11 protein-coding genes, 2 tRNA genes and 1 rRNA gene are annotated in these 16,815 nt (G+C 44.3%); 1 reads left to right on the top strand and 13 read right to left on the bottom strand.

Going from position 1 to position 16,815, the window contains the following annotated elements:
• Positions 1-390: 390 nt before the first annotated feature.
• The 5 genes from FM038_RS01845 to FM038_RS01825 all read right to left on the bottom strand — a co-directional run bounded on the left by FM038_RS01845 (position 391) and on the right by FM038_RS01825 (position 6,716).
• Positions 391-466: transfer RNA gene (locus FM038_RS01845), tRNA-Ala, on the bottom strand.
• A gap of 129 nt (positions 467-595) precedes the next feature.
• A tRNA-Ile gene (locus tag FM038_RS01840) sits at positions 596-672 on the bottom strand.
• A gap of 74 nt (positions 673-746) precedes the next feature.
• A 16S ribosomal RNA gene (locus tag FM038_RS01835) occupies positions 747-2,293 on the bottom strand.
• Between the two features lie 739 nt (positions 2,294-3,032).
• On the bottom strand, positions 3,033-5,756 hold the full coding sequence (gene secA / locus FM038_RS01830; protein ID WP_142870898.1) for a preprotein translocase subunit SecA: 2,724 nt from the start codon (positions 5,754-5,756) through the stop codon (positions 3,033-3,035).
• 60 nt (positions 5,757-5,816) lie between these two features.
• Positions 5,817-6,716, bottom strand: a complete 900-nt coding sequence (locus tag FM038_RS01825) for a peptidoglycan DD-metalloendopeptidase family protein (protein ID WP_142870899.1) — start codon at positions 6,714-6,716, stop codon at positions 5,817-5,819.
• Between the two features lie 27 nt (positions 6,717-6,743).
• On the opposite strand from FM038_RS01825, the gene FM038_RS01820 reads away from it, so the two are divergent.
• Positions 6,744-7,196, top strand: a complete 453-nt coding sequence (locus FM038_RS01820) for a DUF721 domain-containing protein (protein WP_142870900.1) — start codon at positions 6,744-6,746, stop codon at positions 7,194-7,196.
• Between the two features lie 10 nt (positions 7,197-7,206).
• Here the strand turns inward: FM038_RS01820 and lpxC are convergent, their stop codons facing one another.
• From lpxC to murD, 8 genes are all read right to left on the bottom strand, one after another.
• The gene (gene lpxC / locus FM038_RS01815) at positions 7,207-8,127 is read right to left on the bottom strand and encodes a UDP-3-O-acyl-N-acetylglucosamine deacetylase (RefSeq protein WP_142870901.1); all 921 of its coding nucleotides are present in this window, start codon (positions 8,125-8,127) and stop codon (positions 7,207-7,209) included.
• Between the two features lie 165 nt (positions 8,128-8,292).
• On the bottom strand, positions 8,293-9,465 hold the full coding sequence (ftsZ, locus tag FM038_RS01810) for a cell division protein FtsZ (RefSeq protein WP_142870902.1): 1,173 nt from the start codon (positions 9,463-9,465) through the stop codon (positions 8,293-8,295).
• 83 nt (positions 9,466-9,548) lie between these two features.
• The gene (gene ftsA, locus FM038_RS01805; protein WP_142870903.1) at positions 9,549-10,784 is read right to left on the bottom strand and encodes a cell division protein FtsA; all 1,236 of its coding nucleotides are present in this window, start codon (positions 10,782-10,784) and stop codon (positions 9,549-9,551) included.
• Positions 10,784-11,551 (bottom strand): cell division protein FtsQ/DivIB, encoded by a 768-nt coding sequence (locus FM038_RS01800; protein ID WP_142870904.1) that lies wholly within the window; start codon positions 11,549-11,551, stop codon positions 10,784-10,786. Before FM038_RS01800 ends, ftsA begins: the two co-directional genes overlap by 1 nt.
• Positions 11,552-11,706: 155 nt before the next feature.
• Positions 11,707-13,152 carry a UDP-N-acetylmuramate--L-alanine ligase gene (gene murC / locus FM038_RS01795; RefSeq protein ID WP_142870906.1) on the bottom strand — a complete coding sequence of 482 codons (1,446 nt, stop codon included), beginning with the start codon at positions 13,150-13,152 and terminating at the stop codon, positions 11,707-11,709.
• 1 nt (position 13,153) lies between these two features.
• The gene (gene murG, locus FM038_RS01790; RefSeq protein WP_142870907.1) at positions 13,154-14,251 is read right to left on the bottom strand and encodes an undecaprenyldiphospho-muramoylpentapeptide beta-N-acetylglucosaminyltransferase; all 1,098 of its coding nucleotides are present in this window, start codon (positions 14,249-14,251) and stop codon (positions 13,154-13,156) included.
• Positions 14,251-15,465 carry a cell division protein FtsW gene (gene ftsW / locus FM038_RS01785; RefSeq protein ID WP_142870908.1) on the bottom strand — a complete coding sequence of 405 codons (1,215 nt, stop codon included), beginning with the start codon at positions 15,463-15,465 and terminating at the stop codon, positions 14,251-14,253. The genes murG and ftsW overlap by 1 nt, the downstream gene beginning before the upstream one ends.
• Entirely contained in the window at positions 15,458-16,810 is a 1,353-nt protein-coding gene (murD, locus tag FM038_RS01780; protein WP_142870909.1) for a UDP-N-acetylmuramoyl-L-alanine--D-glutamate ligase, read from the bottom strand. Before murD ends, ftsW begins: the two co-directional genes overlap by 8 nt.
• Positions 16,811-16,815: the final 5 nt, after the last annotated feature.

Raw genomic sequence — 16,815 nt, 5'->3', positions numbered from 1 at the left:
CGCAACTAATGGTGTTTACTTTCGCCAAAAGAATACTCTTGAATCATATTGCTATGATTCGGCACTTGATTTAAGTGTTTGAGAACTCAATTATTTTATATTTCGCGCTAATGCTATAAACCACTGCAATTACCGAATCTTACGAATCAGCTTTCACAATAGTCCCTTTCACATTAACACTATCAGCTTTCCAAATTTTTAAAGAACGGGCTTAAAAAAGCCAAAGATAAAGTCTTAGTTTATCTTTGGCATCTCTATCCAATGCATGCCTTACTTTCTGCTGGAAAAGTAAGTTTACTTAGTCAATCAGAGTCTTCTCTGATAGCTAGCAAAGTAAATGGTGTATTTACAAGAGTGTTATCGAACCTAAGTTCTAAGCAATCAAGTAAATGGTGGAGCTATGCGGGATCGAACCGCAGACCTCCTGCGTGCAAGGCAGGCGCTCTCCCAGCTGAGCTATAGCCCCATTTACATGCAGTCAAACAAATATACGTATAACCAAATCTTTTCTTACCAAGGCGGAATGTGGCGACGTTTAACTCTCTAATAAAGAAGTCTAAACGAGTCACTTTCCAACGCAGGAAAGGAGAGATTTTGGTGGGTCAGAGTGGACTTGAACCACCGACCTCACCCTTATCAGGGGTGCGCTCTAACCAGCTGAGCTACAGACCCAACGTATTTTTGCTCTTTCTTTCTATCAAGTAATCTGTGTGAACACTCAGCAAGCATTGAGTTAGTCGTATAGGTAAGGAGGTGATCCAGCCCCAGGTTCCCCTAGGGCTACCTTGTTACGACTTCACCCCAGTCATGAACCACACCGTGGTAAACGCCCTCCCCGAAGGGTTAAGCTATCTACTTCTGGTGCAGCCCACTCCCATGGTGTGACGGGCGGTGTGTACAAGGCCCGGGAACGTATTCACCGTAGCATTCTGATCTACGATTACTAGCGATTCCGACTTCACGGAGTCGAGTTGCAGACTCCGATCCGGACTACGACCGGCTTTGTGGGATTAGCTTGACCTCGCGGCTTTGCGACCCTCTGTACCGACCATTGTAGCACGTGTGTAGCCCTACTCGTAAGGGCCATGATGACTTGACGTCGTCCCCACCTTCCTCCGGTTTATCACCGGCAGTCTCCCTAAAGTTCCCACCATTACGTGCTGGCAAATAAGGATAAGGGTTGCGCTCGTTGCGGGACTTAACCCAACATTTCACAACACGAGCTGACGACAGCCATGCAGCACCTGTCTCACAGTTCCCGAAGGCACCAAGCTATCTCTAGCGAGTTCTGTGGATGTCAAGAGTAGGTAAGGTTCTTCGCGTTGCATCGAATTAAACCACATGCTCCACCGCTTGTGCGGGCCCCCGTCAATTCATTTGAGTTTTAACCTTGCGGCCGTACTCCCCAGGCGGTCTACTTAATGCGTTAGCTTGGGAGCCCAGTAACTAAGTTACCAAACTCCGAGTAGACATCGTTTACGGCGTGGACTACCAGGGTATCTAATCCTGTTTGCTCCCCACGCTTTCGTACCTGAGCGTCAGTCTTTGTCCAGGGGGCCGCCTTCGCCACCGGTATTCCTTCAGATCTCTACGCATTTCACCGCTACACCTGAAATTCTACCCCCCTCTACAAGACTCTAGTTTGCCAGTTCAAAATGCAATTCCCAGGTTGAGCCCGGGGCTTTCACATCTTGCTTAACAAACCGCCTGCGTACGCTTTACGCCCAGTAATTCCGATTAACGCTTGCACCCCTCGTATTACCGCGGCTGCTGGCACGAAGTTAGCCGGTGCTTCTTCTGCGAGTAACGTCACAGCTATAGTTTATTAAACTACAACCTTTCCTCCTCGCTGAAAGTGCTTTACAACCCGAAGGCCTTCTTCACACACGCGGCATGGCTGCATCAGGCTTTCGCCCATTGTGCAATATTCCCCACTGCTGCCTCCCGTAGGAGTCTGGGCCGTGTCTCAGTCCCAGTGTGGCTGATCATCCTCTCAGAACAGCTAGGGATCGTCGCCTAGGTGAGCTATTACCTCACCTACTAGCTAATCCCACCTAGACTCATCTAATCGCGAAAGGCCCGAAGGTCCCCTCCTTTCCCCCGTAGGGCGTATGCGGTATTAGCAGTCGTTTCCAACTGTTATCCCCCACGACTAGGCAGATATCTAGGCATTACTCACCCGTCCGCCGCTCGACAGCAAAAGTAGCAAGCTACCTTCCTGTTTCCGCTCGACTTGCATGTGTTAGGCCTGCCGCCAGCGTTCAATCTGAGCCATGATCAAACTCTTCAATTAAAGTTTTTTGATGCACTTCCTTTCGAAAATGACATCGGCTCAACGAATCTTTTGCCTCCACTTTAAAAAGTGAAAACAAATTACTGTTTTCACAAACCCGAAGGTTTATGAAGCTTACATATTTTGCTTCTTAATCATTACTCTCTCGAAAGAAAATAAATCATAAGTTGCTATGGTCACTCAGTAGTTCATTGAGTAAATTTTTGATTGCCTACATTCCGAAGAACAGAAGGCAATTTCGAATAACTCAACACCTGTGAGTGCCCACACAGATTACTTGATAAATTGTTAAAGAGCGTGACACCAATTTTTCAGGTATCGCCGTTAGACGCTAGGTCGTTGGCTTGAGGAGGCGTATTCTACACTCTCCGTGGTTGGCGTCAAGGGCTTTTAAAAATTAAATTCTTAACCGCTTACTTGTTGCCCTGACTGCGTTTCAGCTTACGTTTAAGAAGGCTGGTTTGCCGTGTCAGTGGGTGCGCATTATAAGCAGATTAATTTTGATCGCAAGGGCTTTTTTCAATAATAATGATCTTTTTTATCACTTGAACAAACTCCGTACAGTACTCACTGGTTACCCCCAACCTTATCCACAAATTAGCGATGATTGTCTATATGGTAAGCAGTTTAGCTTGCTATATAAATTATGCCATTTGGTATTGAGTTGTCAGGGCTGTGACTATAGATACAAAAAAGCCGCTCTAGTTAGAGCGGCTTTAAATTATTTATCGAGTAAAGCTTAAGATAGCTTACCGTGGCACTGCTTGTACTTGCGGCCAGAGCCACATGGACATGGATCGTTCCGCCCAACTTTAGCACCGTCTCGTACTGTTGGTATATGAGAAGCTAACGCCTCTGCTTCTTCGGCACCAACTAAAGCTTCCGCAGCTGCATGCTGGTAATCTCTACGGATCTTAGCTTCTTCTTGTCTACGACGCTCTTCCATCTCTTCAACATCTGACTGTGCTTGTACTTGTACCTTAGACATCACACTGATCACGTCATGCTTTAAGCTTTCCAACATCTGCTGAAACAACTCAAAAGATTCACGTTTATATTCTTGCTTAGGATTCTTCTGCGCATAGCCACGTAAGTGGATACCCTGACGAAGATGATCCATCGCTGCCAAATGCTCCTTCCAGAGCCCATCCAGAGTTTGTAACATTACCGCTTTTTCAAATTGACGCAGTACTTGTGCACCGACCATCTCTTCTTTCGCTGCGTATGCACTTACCCATGTTTCGACAATTCGCTCACGTAACGTTTCTTCGTGAAGGTCATCTTCTTTATCAAGCCACTCTTGTATTGGCATCTTGAGTGCGTATTCTTGCTCTAAACGTTTTTCAAGCTCGGCAACATCCCACAACTCTTCAACAGATTGAGGAGGAATGTATTGATTGACTAATTCATTGACAACATCATCTTGAATATTAACGATGGTATCTTGAATACTTTCAGCATCCATCAATTCATTACGCTGAGCGTAAACAACTTGACGCTGATCGTTAGCAACATCATCAAACTCTAGTAATTGCTTACGAATATCAAAGTTACGTGCTTCTACTTTACGTTGAGCATTCTCAATAGCACGAGAGACCCACGGATGTTCAATAGCTTCACCTTGCTCCATGCCTAATTTCTTCATCATGGAAGAAACTCGCTCAGAAGCAAAGATACGCATCAAGCTATCTTCCATCGACAGATAGAAACGTGATGAACCTGCATCACCTTGACGACCTGAACGACCACGGAGCTGATTATCGATACGACGCGACTCATGCCGCTCTGTACCAAGAATGTGTAATCCACCTGCTGACACGACATCATCATGACGTACTTGCCAATCAGCCTTAATCTTAGCTTTTTGTTCAGCTGTCGGGTTTTCTAAGGCTTCAACTTCTATTGCCCAGTTACCACCTAGTACGATATCAGTACCACGACCAGCCATGTTAGTAGCAATAGTGACGGCACCTCTTCTACCTGCTTGTGCCACGATATCGGCTTCACGTTCGTGGAATTTGGCATTCAACACTTCATGAGGGATCTTTTCTCTCTGCATCAATCGAGCAAGTAATTCAGACTGCTCGATTGAGACAGTACCAACCAAAACTGGTTGTCCACGTTCACGGCAGCCTTGAATATCTTCGATGATAGCTTCGTATTTTTCATCAGGCGTAAGAAACACTAGATCAGCATGGTCTTTACGCACCATTGGACGGTTAGTTGGAATAACGACGGTATCTAAACTATAAATATGTTGAAATTCGAACGCTTCAGTATCAGCAGTACCCGTCATACCGGCCAGTTTTTCATATTGGCGGAAAAAGTTCTGGAATGTGATAGATGCTAACGTTTGGTTTTCATTTTGAATGTGAACCGCTTCTTTAGCTTCAACTGCTTGATGTAAACCTTCAGACCAACGACGACCAGGCATAGTACGTCCGGTGTGCTCATCAACAATGATCACTTCATTATCTTGCACAATATAGTCGACATCTCTCTCGAATAAAGTATGTGCACGCAATGCTGCATTGACGTGGTGCAACAATGATATATTCGCTGCTGAATATAACGAGTCACCTTCGGCTAACATACCACGCTCAGTAAGAAGTACTTCAACCTTCTCCTGGCCACGTTCTGTCATATGAACTTGTTTGGCTTTTTCGTCAATTGAGTAATCGCCATCACCAATTTCGTCCTCTGTATCTTCTTTTTCTTGACGAATTAGATGAGGGATTAAGGTATTAATCTTAGTGTAGAGCTCAGAGCTATCTTCTGCAGCACCTGAAATGATCAACGGTGTTCTGGCTTCATCGATTAGAATCGAGTCGACCTCATCGATAAGTGCGTAATGAAGTGGACGTTGTACACGCTCTTGAGGAGAGAATGCCATATTATCGCGTAGATAATCGAAACCAAACTCATTGTTGGTACCGTAGGTGATATCTGAATTATATGCGTCTTTCTTTTCTTGTTGACCGAGGCCTGCGACGTTAATACCTACCGTCAAACCAAGGAATTCAAAGAGTGGACGGTTATTTTCAGCATCACGGCCAGCAAGGTAGTCATTCACTGTAATAACATGAACGCCTTTACCGGTTAATCCATTCAAATATGCAGGTAATGTTGCGGTAAGTGTTTTACCCTCACCTGTACGCATTTCAGCAATACGATTACTATCGAGTACCATGCCGCCTAGCATCTGTACATCGAAATGACGCATCTCAAATACACGCTTTGATGCTTCACGAACGACGGCAAATGCTTCAGGTAAAACATCATCTAATGTCTCACCAGCATCTAAGCGCTCACGAAAAACTGACGTTTTCCCTTTAAGCTCATCATCGGTTAACTTTTCATAGCCTTCTTCGAGAGCATTAATCTTAGTGACGATCTTGCCAAGAGACTTAAGTGTGCGATCGTTACGACTACCAAATAATTTTGTCAGTATTTTACCAAACATCTGAACCACTTTTTATGTTGTTGGCCTAGTCCCTGTCGAGTCTGAAAGCCTATTTTATAGTTAACTTGCTTTACGGTAGACAAACTTTTGCGGATCTATCTGTTGTCCACCCCGCAACACTTCATAATGCACATGAGGCCCAGTCGAACGACCAGTACTCCCCATTTGTGCAATACTTTCGCCTTTGGCGACGACATCACCTACTGCTACTGACAGAGATTTATTATGACCATACCGAGTTCTTAAACCATTACCATGGTCTATTTCGACTAACTCGCCATAACCAAACATTTTTCCTGCCCATGTGATCACACCAGCTGCTGTTGCAACCACATTGGTCCCCTCTTTACCCGCGAAGTCTATGCCTTTATGCATGGTTCTTCGGCCGTTAAAAGGATCATTTCGTAAACCGTAGGGCGATGACAACCATCCTTTACGGATAGGACGCCCAGATATATAACGCTCTTCATCTATATGGAGATTAGATGAGACAGTTTCAAGTATTGAAAGCTGAGCATTATTATTATCTATTCGTGATACTAACTTATCCATGTCTAGAATAAGCTGATCGAGTTCTATGCTGGCGCCCAAATCACTTAGGCCGCCCACACCGACTTCGGAAGAGAAATCAAATTGATCTTCTAGTTGATTAGTTTGAGCAACTTGCTGACCTAGTGCTTCGAGACGAGTCACTTTAGCCTGCATACGTGCTACATGAGTGACTAACATTGCGAGTTGTGACTCTGTCGCACCTTTAAGCTCGATAAGTTCGCTCTTGTGCTCTTCACGAGCAAGACGTTCATTATCAACTTTAGTCTGCTGCTGTAGAAATTGTTTGGCATTATGCTGATACAGACCGGTTCCGGCTGCGATCAGTAATACGGGCAGAAGTAGCCAACGTTTACCTGGCTGCCACCTTGTGGCGCCATTTCTACCTTGAATAAAAACTGTTACACTCATAGCCTAATTAAGCCATTTTATTATCATATGAAAAAGCCCCCGCAGGACCTAAGCCAATTACTGCATCAGCAAGGGAGTTTCCCCAGTATTGCTGAGAAAGCAGAGTTACTAATGCACTTAGATTGCTACGTGAAGCACGTGCTGACTGGTCCAGTGTCACAGCAACTCAAAGTTGCCAATCTCCGTCAGGGTGTTCTTGTTATCGAAACGACAACTGCTGCATGGGCTGCAAGAATAAATTTCCAAAAAGCCAAAATTTTGCAACAGCTTCAAGCCGAAACGTTACCTATGCTGTCCGCTATCGAAGTTAAAGTCAACCCGGGTCTGTTTTTGTATGCAACCAAACCCAAAATTAATCACAATGAGATCAGTAAAACAGCTGCTGAACACATCGAAGCTTTAGCTGAGCATACAGAAGGGTCTTTAGGGCTTAAACTAAAACGGCTGGCTGCTTTAGCCAGCCGTCCAAGGAAAACTTAGTTAGTTTCTATTAAGCGAATACGGCACTGCTTGGAACAGAAAAACTCACAGGTGCCTCTTCTTCTTTCTCAAAGCTGACTAACTCCCAAGCATCTTGCTGGGCAAGTAGAGCTCTAACTAATTGATTGTTTAATGCATGTCCAGTTTTATACGCACAGAACTCGCCAACAATGGCATATCCTGCAACGTATAAGTCTCCAAAGGCATCTAATATTTTGTGCTTAACGAATTCGTCCTCATAACGCAGGCCATCGGGGTTAAGAACTTTATATTCGTCAAGCACTACGGCATTTTCCATACTTCCGCCCAACGCTAAGTTGTTGGCACGTAAATATTCGATATCACGCATAAAACCAAATGTTCTAGCACGACTAATATCACGAATAAAAGCAGAAGAAGAAAAGTCCATTTCCATATGTTGCTGACTACGGGCAATTTCAGGATGATCAAAATCAATTGTGAAGTTGATCTTAAAACCTTTATAAGGTTTTAATTCTGCCCACTTATCACCGTCTTCAACGCGTATGGTTTTAGTAATTCTTACGTATTTTTTTGCTGCCGTCTGCTCTTGAATTCCAACCGATTGTAATAGAAAAACAAATGGGCTGGCACTGCCATCCATAATTGGAATTTCTGGTGCATCGACTTCGATAATCGCATTATCGATACCTAATCCAGCAAGTGCAGCAAAAAGGTGCTCAATTGTCGAAATACGAACACCATCATCATTCACTAGGGCCGTACACATAGTGGTTTCACGGACAAGTTCAGCCTTGGCAGGGATCGAAACTGCAGGCTCCAAGTCTGTTCTCACTAATACGATACCTGAATTTACTGGCGCAGGCTTGATACTCAAAGTTACCTTATTGCCGGAATGCAATCCGACGCCGGTAGTTTTTACCATTTCTTTAACAGTTCTTTGAAAAATCATAGTCTTACCTGTTCATATCTACAAAAAAAGCACTAAACCAAACATCAAAAAAAGTTATAAACATGCGTGGCTGGTCGGATATGCTAGCATACCTTTGCAAATTAACCAAAATTCACCTACCTAAGTATTGATAAATTCAAGTTCACACCGTTTAACATAAACTCATCAGTCTGCCTGTTTACGTAAGAAAGCTGGGATGTCTAAATAGTCCGTTTCATTCTTAGGTGCTGGTGACTGAACAGCCTGTACTGCAGGGGCTGCATTACCACTCACCATCGGATGAACTAATTCTTCAGTTTGTGGTTCCAATTTGATTTCAGGTGTAACCACTGGCTCTGGACGAATAGCGGGCTTAGACACTAATTGAATGTCTGGTTTCTTCTCTGCTCCGATACCTGTAGCAACAACCGTAACACGTAACTCGTCACTCATTTCAGGATCAATAACAGCACCCACGACTACTGTTGCGTTATCTGAGGCGTATGCTTTTACATGATTACCTACTGTCTCAAACTCTTCGATGCTCATATCCATACCGGCGGTAATATTAACAAGCACACCACGTGCGCCAGCCAAATCGATATCCTCAAGCAAGGGACTCGCAACTGCAGCTTCTGCCGCTTCTTCAGCACGGTCTTCGCCACTGGCAACACCAGTACCCATCATGGCATTACCCATCTCAGACATCACCGTTTTAACATCGGCGAAATCGACGTTAATGAGACCTGGACGCGTAATAAGCTCAGCAATACCTTGAACAGCACCCAGCAGTACATTATTTGCAGCTGCAAATGCATCCAATAGTGACGTTCCGCGGCCTAGAACTTTTAATAATTTTTCATTAGGAATCGTTATCAAAGAGTCAACATGCTTTGCCAGTTGCTCGATACCCTGCTCCGCATAAGCCATACGTTTTTTGCCTTCAAAAGGAAACGGCTTAGTCACTACGGCAACGGTTAGAATACCTTCTTCTTTAGCTATTTCAGCAACAACAGGTGCGGCTCCAGTACCTGTACCACCACCCATACCCGCTGCAATAAAAATCATATCAGAACCTTTAATGGCATTTCTGATATTTTCTCTATCTTCTTCAGCAGCAAGGCGACCAATCTCAGGGTTTGCTCCAGCACCTAGACCCTTAGTTACGTCACGACCCAATTGAATCGTTGAACCCGCTGCCGATTTTCTCAATGCCTGTGCATCGGTATTTGTCGCTATGAACTCAACACCTTCGATGTTGTGTTTCACCATATGCTCTATTGCATTTCCACCACCGCCACCGACACCGATGACCTTAATCACCGCTTCATCACTATGACTATCCATGATCTCAAACATGGTTTTTTCTCCGTTTTGCCTGCGTTATATATATAAAATACTAAATCTAATTCGTGCTTATTTATAAGCTCACGAACTTAGTATTAAAACTCACCTTTAAACCAGCTTTGAACCCGATTCCAAAGACTGGTAACCCCTTGTCGTTCTGGACGCTCAAACTGACGTTCGACCACCCTTCTTGCTCCATAGTGTAACAATCCAAGTCCTGTGGAATATATTGGCTGATCAACATATTCAAATAAGCCTTTTACAGGTAATGGGGATGCTACTCTCACTGGCATACCGAATGTGGCCTCAGCCACGTCCACTGCCCCTTCGATGGAAGATGTTCCACCAGTAAGGACGATACCAGCTGCAATCTGGTCCTCTAGACCAGAGTTTCTTAACTCTTTCAGTACTAGCTCAAACAACTCTTGATATCTTGGTTCAACGACTTCAGCTAAAGTATGTCTCGACATACTCCTTGAGGGGCGTCCTCCAACTGAGGGCACCTCGATACTGTCTTCACGACTCACCATTGAGCTGCGAGCACTCGCGTACTGAACCTTAATTTGTTCTGCATGAGACAAAGGTGTGCGGAATATTTTAGCGATATCATTAGTCACTTGGTTACCAGCAACAGGTATCACAGCACAATGTCTCAAGGCACTATTGGTATAAACGGTGATATCTGTCGTCCCACCACCAATATCAACTAAGCAAACACCTAAATCTTTTTCATCATTGGTTAACACTGAGTCCGCAGATGCAATGGCGGAAAACACAAGGTCATCAACTTTTAAACCACAGCGTTCGACACTTTTGGTGATATTTTTTGCCATATCATTGGCACAAGTAACGATATGGACCTTAGCCTCCATGCGCATACCTGACATACCAATAGGACTCTTAATACCATCCTGAACATCAATCGCATATTCTTGTGGTAGCACATGTAAGATACGACGTTCCGTCGGTATCTTTACCGAACGCGCCGTATGAATAACATTATCAACATCATCTTGTGTCACTTCTTCATCATTGATAGAGACCATGCCATTTTCATTTTGACAGGCTATGTGCTTACCAGAGATCCCTAAGTACACCGACGAAACCTGGCAATCAGCCATCAATTCAGCCTGATCTAGGGCACGCTGCACACTGCGCACAATTGAGTCAAGATCGTTCACTCCACCTTTATCCATACCTCTGGATTGATGGGTACCCAAACCAATGACACTGATCTCACCATCTGGTAGCACTTCACCGATAATCACAGCAACTTTTGACGTTCCTATGTCCAATGCAACGATCAGATTTCTATCTTGATTCTTGGTCATTATTTACTGGCTCTCTTCTGTGCGTTTACCCAACCAACGGCTAATCCGGTGTCGTAGCGTAAATCAACTTTAGCAACTGTTTTTACTTGCTTTTCTAACGTAGGAAATACATTGATAAACCTTTGTATTCTTGCCATTTTGTCTTCTCGGCCTAACTCAAGCAAGATCCCATTGTCTAGAACCCCATGCCAAGCATGCCTCGGACTTAAACTTAAACTATTTAAGTTAAAGCCATTTATCTCTAATAACTCACTCACTTGACCATAAGTCGTTAACACAACTTTAGACTGACCTTCAGGGCCGGCTAGTTTAGGCAAAGGTCCGATATCATCATTAGTCGGAGCATCGAATACCTCACCGTAGCTGTTAAGCCAAGCATCACCATTCCAATGAGCAACAGCATTCTGCTCTATCAGAAAAACTTTTAATTTTGCAGGCCACTCTCGCCTCACTGAAGCTTGATATACCCAAGGTAATGCCTCTAAAGCTTCTTGGACCTGATTAACATCTGCAGAAAAAAAACTTCTCTTCATCAAGTCCTGTAGCGCTACTTGTATCTCCTCATCAGAGGTATATTTTCGCTCACCTTTTATTGCTACGGCTTCAATAGGCAAGGCATCGGCATCGTTGAGCATTATATTCAGCTTCCAAACCGCCATGGACAGACCAAAAACAACCAAGGTAAAAAACATCAAGCCAAAACAAAGGTACCAATCCACCTCTGATAGCTTAACTCTCCAACGGCTACCCACTTCAGACCAAGACACTAACACACCGCCATGCTTTACCGTTTCGCGGTAAATCTTTTTCGCAAGTTTGCCACGGAAAACAGGTCATTATATAGACCTTATTCTTAGGGTCAAAACCTCTAAAGCTTTCAATGGGATACTGTTTAAGACCCCTTCCGACACAGTTCTGCACATTAGCTATCAAAACCAAGTTTCGTCTGCGCGAGTAATTTTGATAACGTTCCAATATTTCCAGCGCCTTGGGTCATTAATAGATCGCCATTCTGAAGTACATCAGGCAATAGATTGATCAACTGTTCGGTACCCGCCACAAAAATTGGATCAAGCTGGCCACGCTGACGAATGGAGCGACATAATGCCCGACTATCCGCACCAGGTACAGGCGCTTCGCCAGCAGCATATACATCGAGTAAAATTAAACAATCAACCTGAGATAACACCTCGACAAAATCTTCATAGAGATCACGCGTTCTGCTATATCTATGAGGCTGATATATCATGACAAGTCGCTTATCAGGCCAACCCAACTTAGCCGCTTTAATCGTTGCTGCCACTTCACTTGGATGATGACCATAATCATCGACCAACATGATGTCACCTTTGGAAGTATTAAAGTTGCCTAACTGTTGAAAACGACGTGCAATGCCTTGAAACTCTGCTAAGGCGCGCACTATCGCATCATCTTCAATCTCATCTTCTGTGGCTACAGCAATCGCGGCAAGTGCATTAAGCACGTTATGCTCACCAGGTAAGTTCACCATGACAGCTATATCTTCAACACCTTCGCGTCTAAGGGTAAAATGGCTACTGTAGCCCCTCTGCTCAAAATCAAGCGCACGAATATCGGCATCTTCACTGAAACCATAAGTCACAATTTTTCGACCTACTGTTGGTAACAACTCACGAATGACTGGATCATCAATGCACATAACAGCCACGCCATAAAACGGCAAATTATGTAAAAAATCGATAAAGGTCGATTTTAATTTCTCAAAATCACCGCCGTAGGTATCCATATGATCAGCTTCGATGTTAGTCACTACACTCACCATAGGCTGCAGATGCAAGAAACTCGCATCACTCTCGTCCGCTTCAGCAATGAGGTAACGACTACTACCCAACCTTGCATTAGTGCCGGCACTATTCAGCAGACCACCAATTACAAAAGTAGGATCTCGATCTGCTTGACCATATACACTTGCAATAAGGCTAGTTGTCGTCGTCTTACCATGTGTCCCCGCAACAGCTACCCCATGGCGATAACGCATCAACTCAGCCAACATTTCAGCTCGCTGAACCACTGGAATTCTTAAGTCTGTAGCCGCAATCAATTCAGGGTTATCAGCCTGGATAGCGGTGGAGACGACGACCACATCGGCTCCATTAACTTGTTCAGCTTTATGTCCGATATGAATTTGAACACCTAAAGAGCTCAGTCTTTCTGTCACTGTGTTTTCAGCAATATCAGAACCAGATAAACGATAGCCCTCATTAACTAGAACCTCAGCAATACCACCCATACCCGCACCGCCAATCCCGACAAAATAGATATGCTTAACCCGTCTCATCTCAGGAATGATGCTTCTTAATTGTGAGTATTTCTCTTTGCTCTTATTCATTTCAATCCTTGTGCGCTAATTCGATGCAAATATCAGCCACTTTCTCAGTTGCATCAATAACAGCTACATCTTTAGCTCTTTGCCCCATTTGACAGAGCTCAGCTCTATCTGAGGCTAATATCTGTAATTTGCCAACTAATTTATCGGTGTCCAAAATAGCCTGAGGCAATAAAAATGCCCCACCAGCCTTAACTAAGACTTGAGCATTTTTAGTCTGGTGGTCATCAACAGCATGTGGATATGGTACCAGCAAACTCGGTAGACCTACGGCAGCCAATTCAGACACCGTCAATGCACCCGCTCTACATAAAACCACATCGGCCCAATGATAAGCCGCTTCCATATCGTCAATAAACTCAGCCACTTTTACGCTGCCATCTTGGCCTAAGTGCTGATAATCAGATTTGACGGCTTGCAGATTACCTTTACCCACTTGATGCCAAATCGTAATTGAATGTGATTTACTCACTGCATCAGTCACTCCGGGCATTATATCGTTGAACACTTTTGCCCCTAAGCTACCACCAACAACCAACACCTTTAAGGCATCTTCCACACAATCTTTTTCCGATGATTTGCCTAAATCTACCAACTCTTTACGTATTGGATTACCAACTACTTGAGCCGACACTTGCTCAAAGGTATCTTCAAATGCGCATAAAACTCGGCTGGCAATGCGTGACAAGAGTTTATTTGTCATCCCTGGTATGGCATTTTGCTCATGCAGTACTAAAGGGATCCCCGATAGCTTAGCCGCAACTCCACCAGGTCCACTAGCAAATCCCCCCATGCCCAGAACAACATCTGGCTTAAATTCGTTAATCACATCTCTGGCTTGCTTTATCGATCGCAAAATTTTAAACGGTGCAGCCAACTTACGGAATAAGCCGTTCCCCCTAACACCTTTAATATCAATAAAGTTGATATCGAAACCATGTTGAGGCACTAATTGAGCTTCCATACGTTCCGCAGTCCCCAGCCATCTCACTTTCCAGCCAAGATTGTTCAAATATTTAGCCACTGCCAGCGCAGGGAATACATGACCGCCAGTACCTCCAGCCATAATCAAAATGCGTTTACCTGAAGAGACATTCGTCATCAATTTATTTTCCCTTGTACAGCTTGAATACAACTTAAACGTCGCTCGTGATCAATTCGGATCAGTATCATAGCTGCTGCGGTCATCACCCAGAGACTACTGCCACCGTAGCTGATAAAGGGTAACGTTAGCCCTTTCGTTGGAAGCATACCGATACTCGCACCGACATTAACCACAGTCTGAAAACAGATCCAAATACCTATGGAGTATGCCAAATATCCTTCAAAAGCTTTTTCTATCTCGAGACACAATTTCCCCAGCTTTATTGCTCTTAGCGCGACAAAAAATAACACAGATAAAACTAAGATAATGCCAACAAAACCTAGCTCTTCACCTATCACTGCAAAAATAAAATCCGTATGCGCTTCCGGTAGATACTCCAGTTTTTGAATACTGTTACCCAAACCTTGTCCAAACCAATCTCCACGTCCATAAGCCATCAACGACTGAGTCAGCTGATAACCACTACCAAACGGATCCTGCCATGGGTCTAGAAACGAAGTCACCCTACGCATTCGATACGGCTCTAATAACACTAAGGCTATAAAGGCCAGTACCCCCGTTAATATCAAGGCGAAAAAATCAAATAATCGTGCCCCCGCCAGAAACAGTAAACCAACCGTACCGACAAACAATACGACTACCGTGCCTAAGTCTGGTTGCATAAGAATAAGAAATGCATATACGGCAAACACAGCAATAGGCTTATAAAACCCTTTAGCATTATCTAATACTTCTTCATGGCGCCTTACAAGATAGCCGGACATATAGATTGCAAAAGCGAACTTAGCAACTTCTGCGACCTGAATTCTAACGGGTCCTATGCTCAACCAGCGCGTTGCACCATTAACGGTTGTTCCTACTAACAAAACAGCGACCAGCATGATGCCGACGATCAACAGGAGCAACGGACTAAACTGTTGCCAGCGGTTCATCTCAATCTGTAGCACTACCGCCGCAATAAATACACAGCCGATAAGATAGGCAACATGCCGGATAACAAAATGAAACGGATTCCCCGTCAAACTTTGAGCTTCAGGCATAGATGCGGACATGACCATAACAAAACCAAAGCAGATCAACCCAAGTACAGAGAAAAGTAATGCGCGATCATATAACTGCATGCCTGGCGCTTCATTATCTCTAAACAGATTCGGTAAACGCCAATTGACGCTAGAGCCAAATAGGTTTAGCTGTTTCTCTTTGCTAGACATTCTCGGCGGCCTTCAAATGCAAGCCTTCTACATCGAGTATCTGTACTTGGTGACGGAAATCATCACCCCTTGCCATAAAATTCTTATACATATCTAAACTTGCACATGCAGGAGAGAGCAAGACGATATCTCCAGCACTGGCTAGCTCTGCGGCCTTAATAACCGCACAGGACATTGAATCTACTTTGGTTTTATTTCCCTTAAACAGCTTCGCAATCGTATCGCCATCTTTACCGAGTGTGATCAAATGAGATACGCCAGAAAATACTGATGTCAGTGGCGTGAAGTCAGCTCCCTTTCCATCTCCACCTGCTATAAGGATAATATTGCCTAGATGGTCACTTAGCCCTTCTAACGCGGCTACCGTTGCACCAACATTGGTCGCTTTCGAATCGTTGACATAAGAGATGTCATCTTTCGTGGCAACCAACTCACATCTGTGTGCGAGACCTGTGAACTGTTTAGCCACGGCTATCATTGGCTCCTTCTCAATACCAGCATCGTAAGCAAGGGCCATCGCAGCGATTAAATTGGCATGATTATGGCTACCAACTAGCTTCACATCTTGCAGAGCAATCATTTCGGTAGTGCCATGGACAATCTTGCCGTCTTTGACACCCCACTCATCATTAACAGGCGAAGACAAACCGAAACTATTTTGGTTCATTGGGTCATTAGGTTGAGTCAGAGAGTCTTCACGATTAAACAGTGCTCTTTTACTCTGAGCATAAATAGCCAACTTTGCTTGGCGGTAAGCCTCTAAATCTCTGTAACGATCCATGTGATCCTCACTGATATTTAAACACGTCGCCGAAATGCAATTTAGGCTTTGGGTCGTCTCTAACTGAAAGCTAGACAACTCGAGAACAAAAAGATCTATATCGCTATCTAGCAGCGATAATACCGGCACGCCAATATTGCCACCGACGGCATAAGATAACCCAGCCGCCTTCGCCATAGCCCCCACTAGAGTGGTCACCGTAGACTTACCATTAGAGCCGGTAATACCGATAACACATGGGCTGCGATCTTTTATGGCTCTGGCAAACAGCTCGACATCGCCGATAACGTCGATATCCATGTCAATTGCCGCTCTTATTTCTGGGGTATCTATTGCAATACCGGGGCTGACAACGATCTGCGTCGCCTGAACTAAATAGCGGCAATCGAAACCACCTGTGACTAGGCTGACATCAGGAAACTCTGTAGCTAACTGTTCTGCTCCTGGAGGTTGCTCACGACTGTCCATCACAAGTGGCGTGATCCCCAACTGGCACAAATACCGCACAACCGACAGCCCAGTGGCCCCCAATCCTAAAACTATGTGCGTATTGTGCTGTTCCATATTCA

It is taken from the genome of Shewanella eurypsychrophilus (assembly GCF_007004545.3).
GTDB lineage: Bacteria > Pseudomonadota > Gammaproteobacteria > Enterobacterales > Shewanellaceae > Shewanella > Shewanella eurypsychrophilus.
The sequence above is the reverse complement of the archived record's forward strand: the minus strand, read 5'-3'. Positions and strand labels throughout refer to the sequence as shown.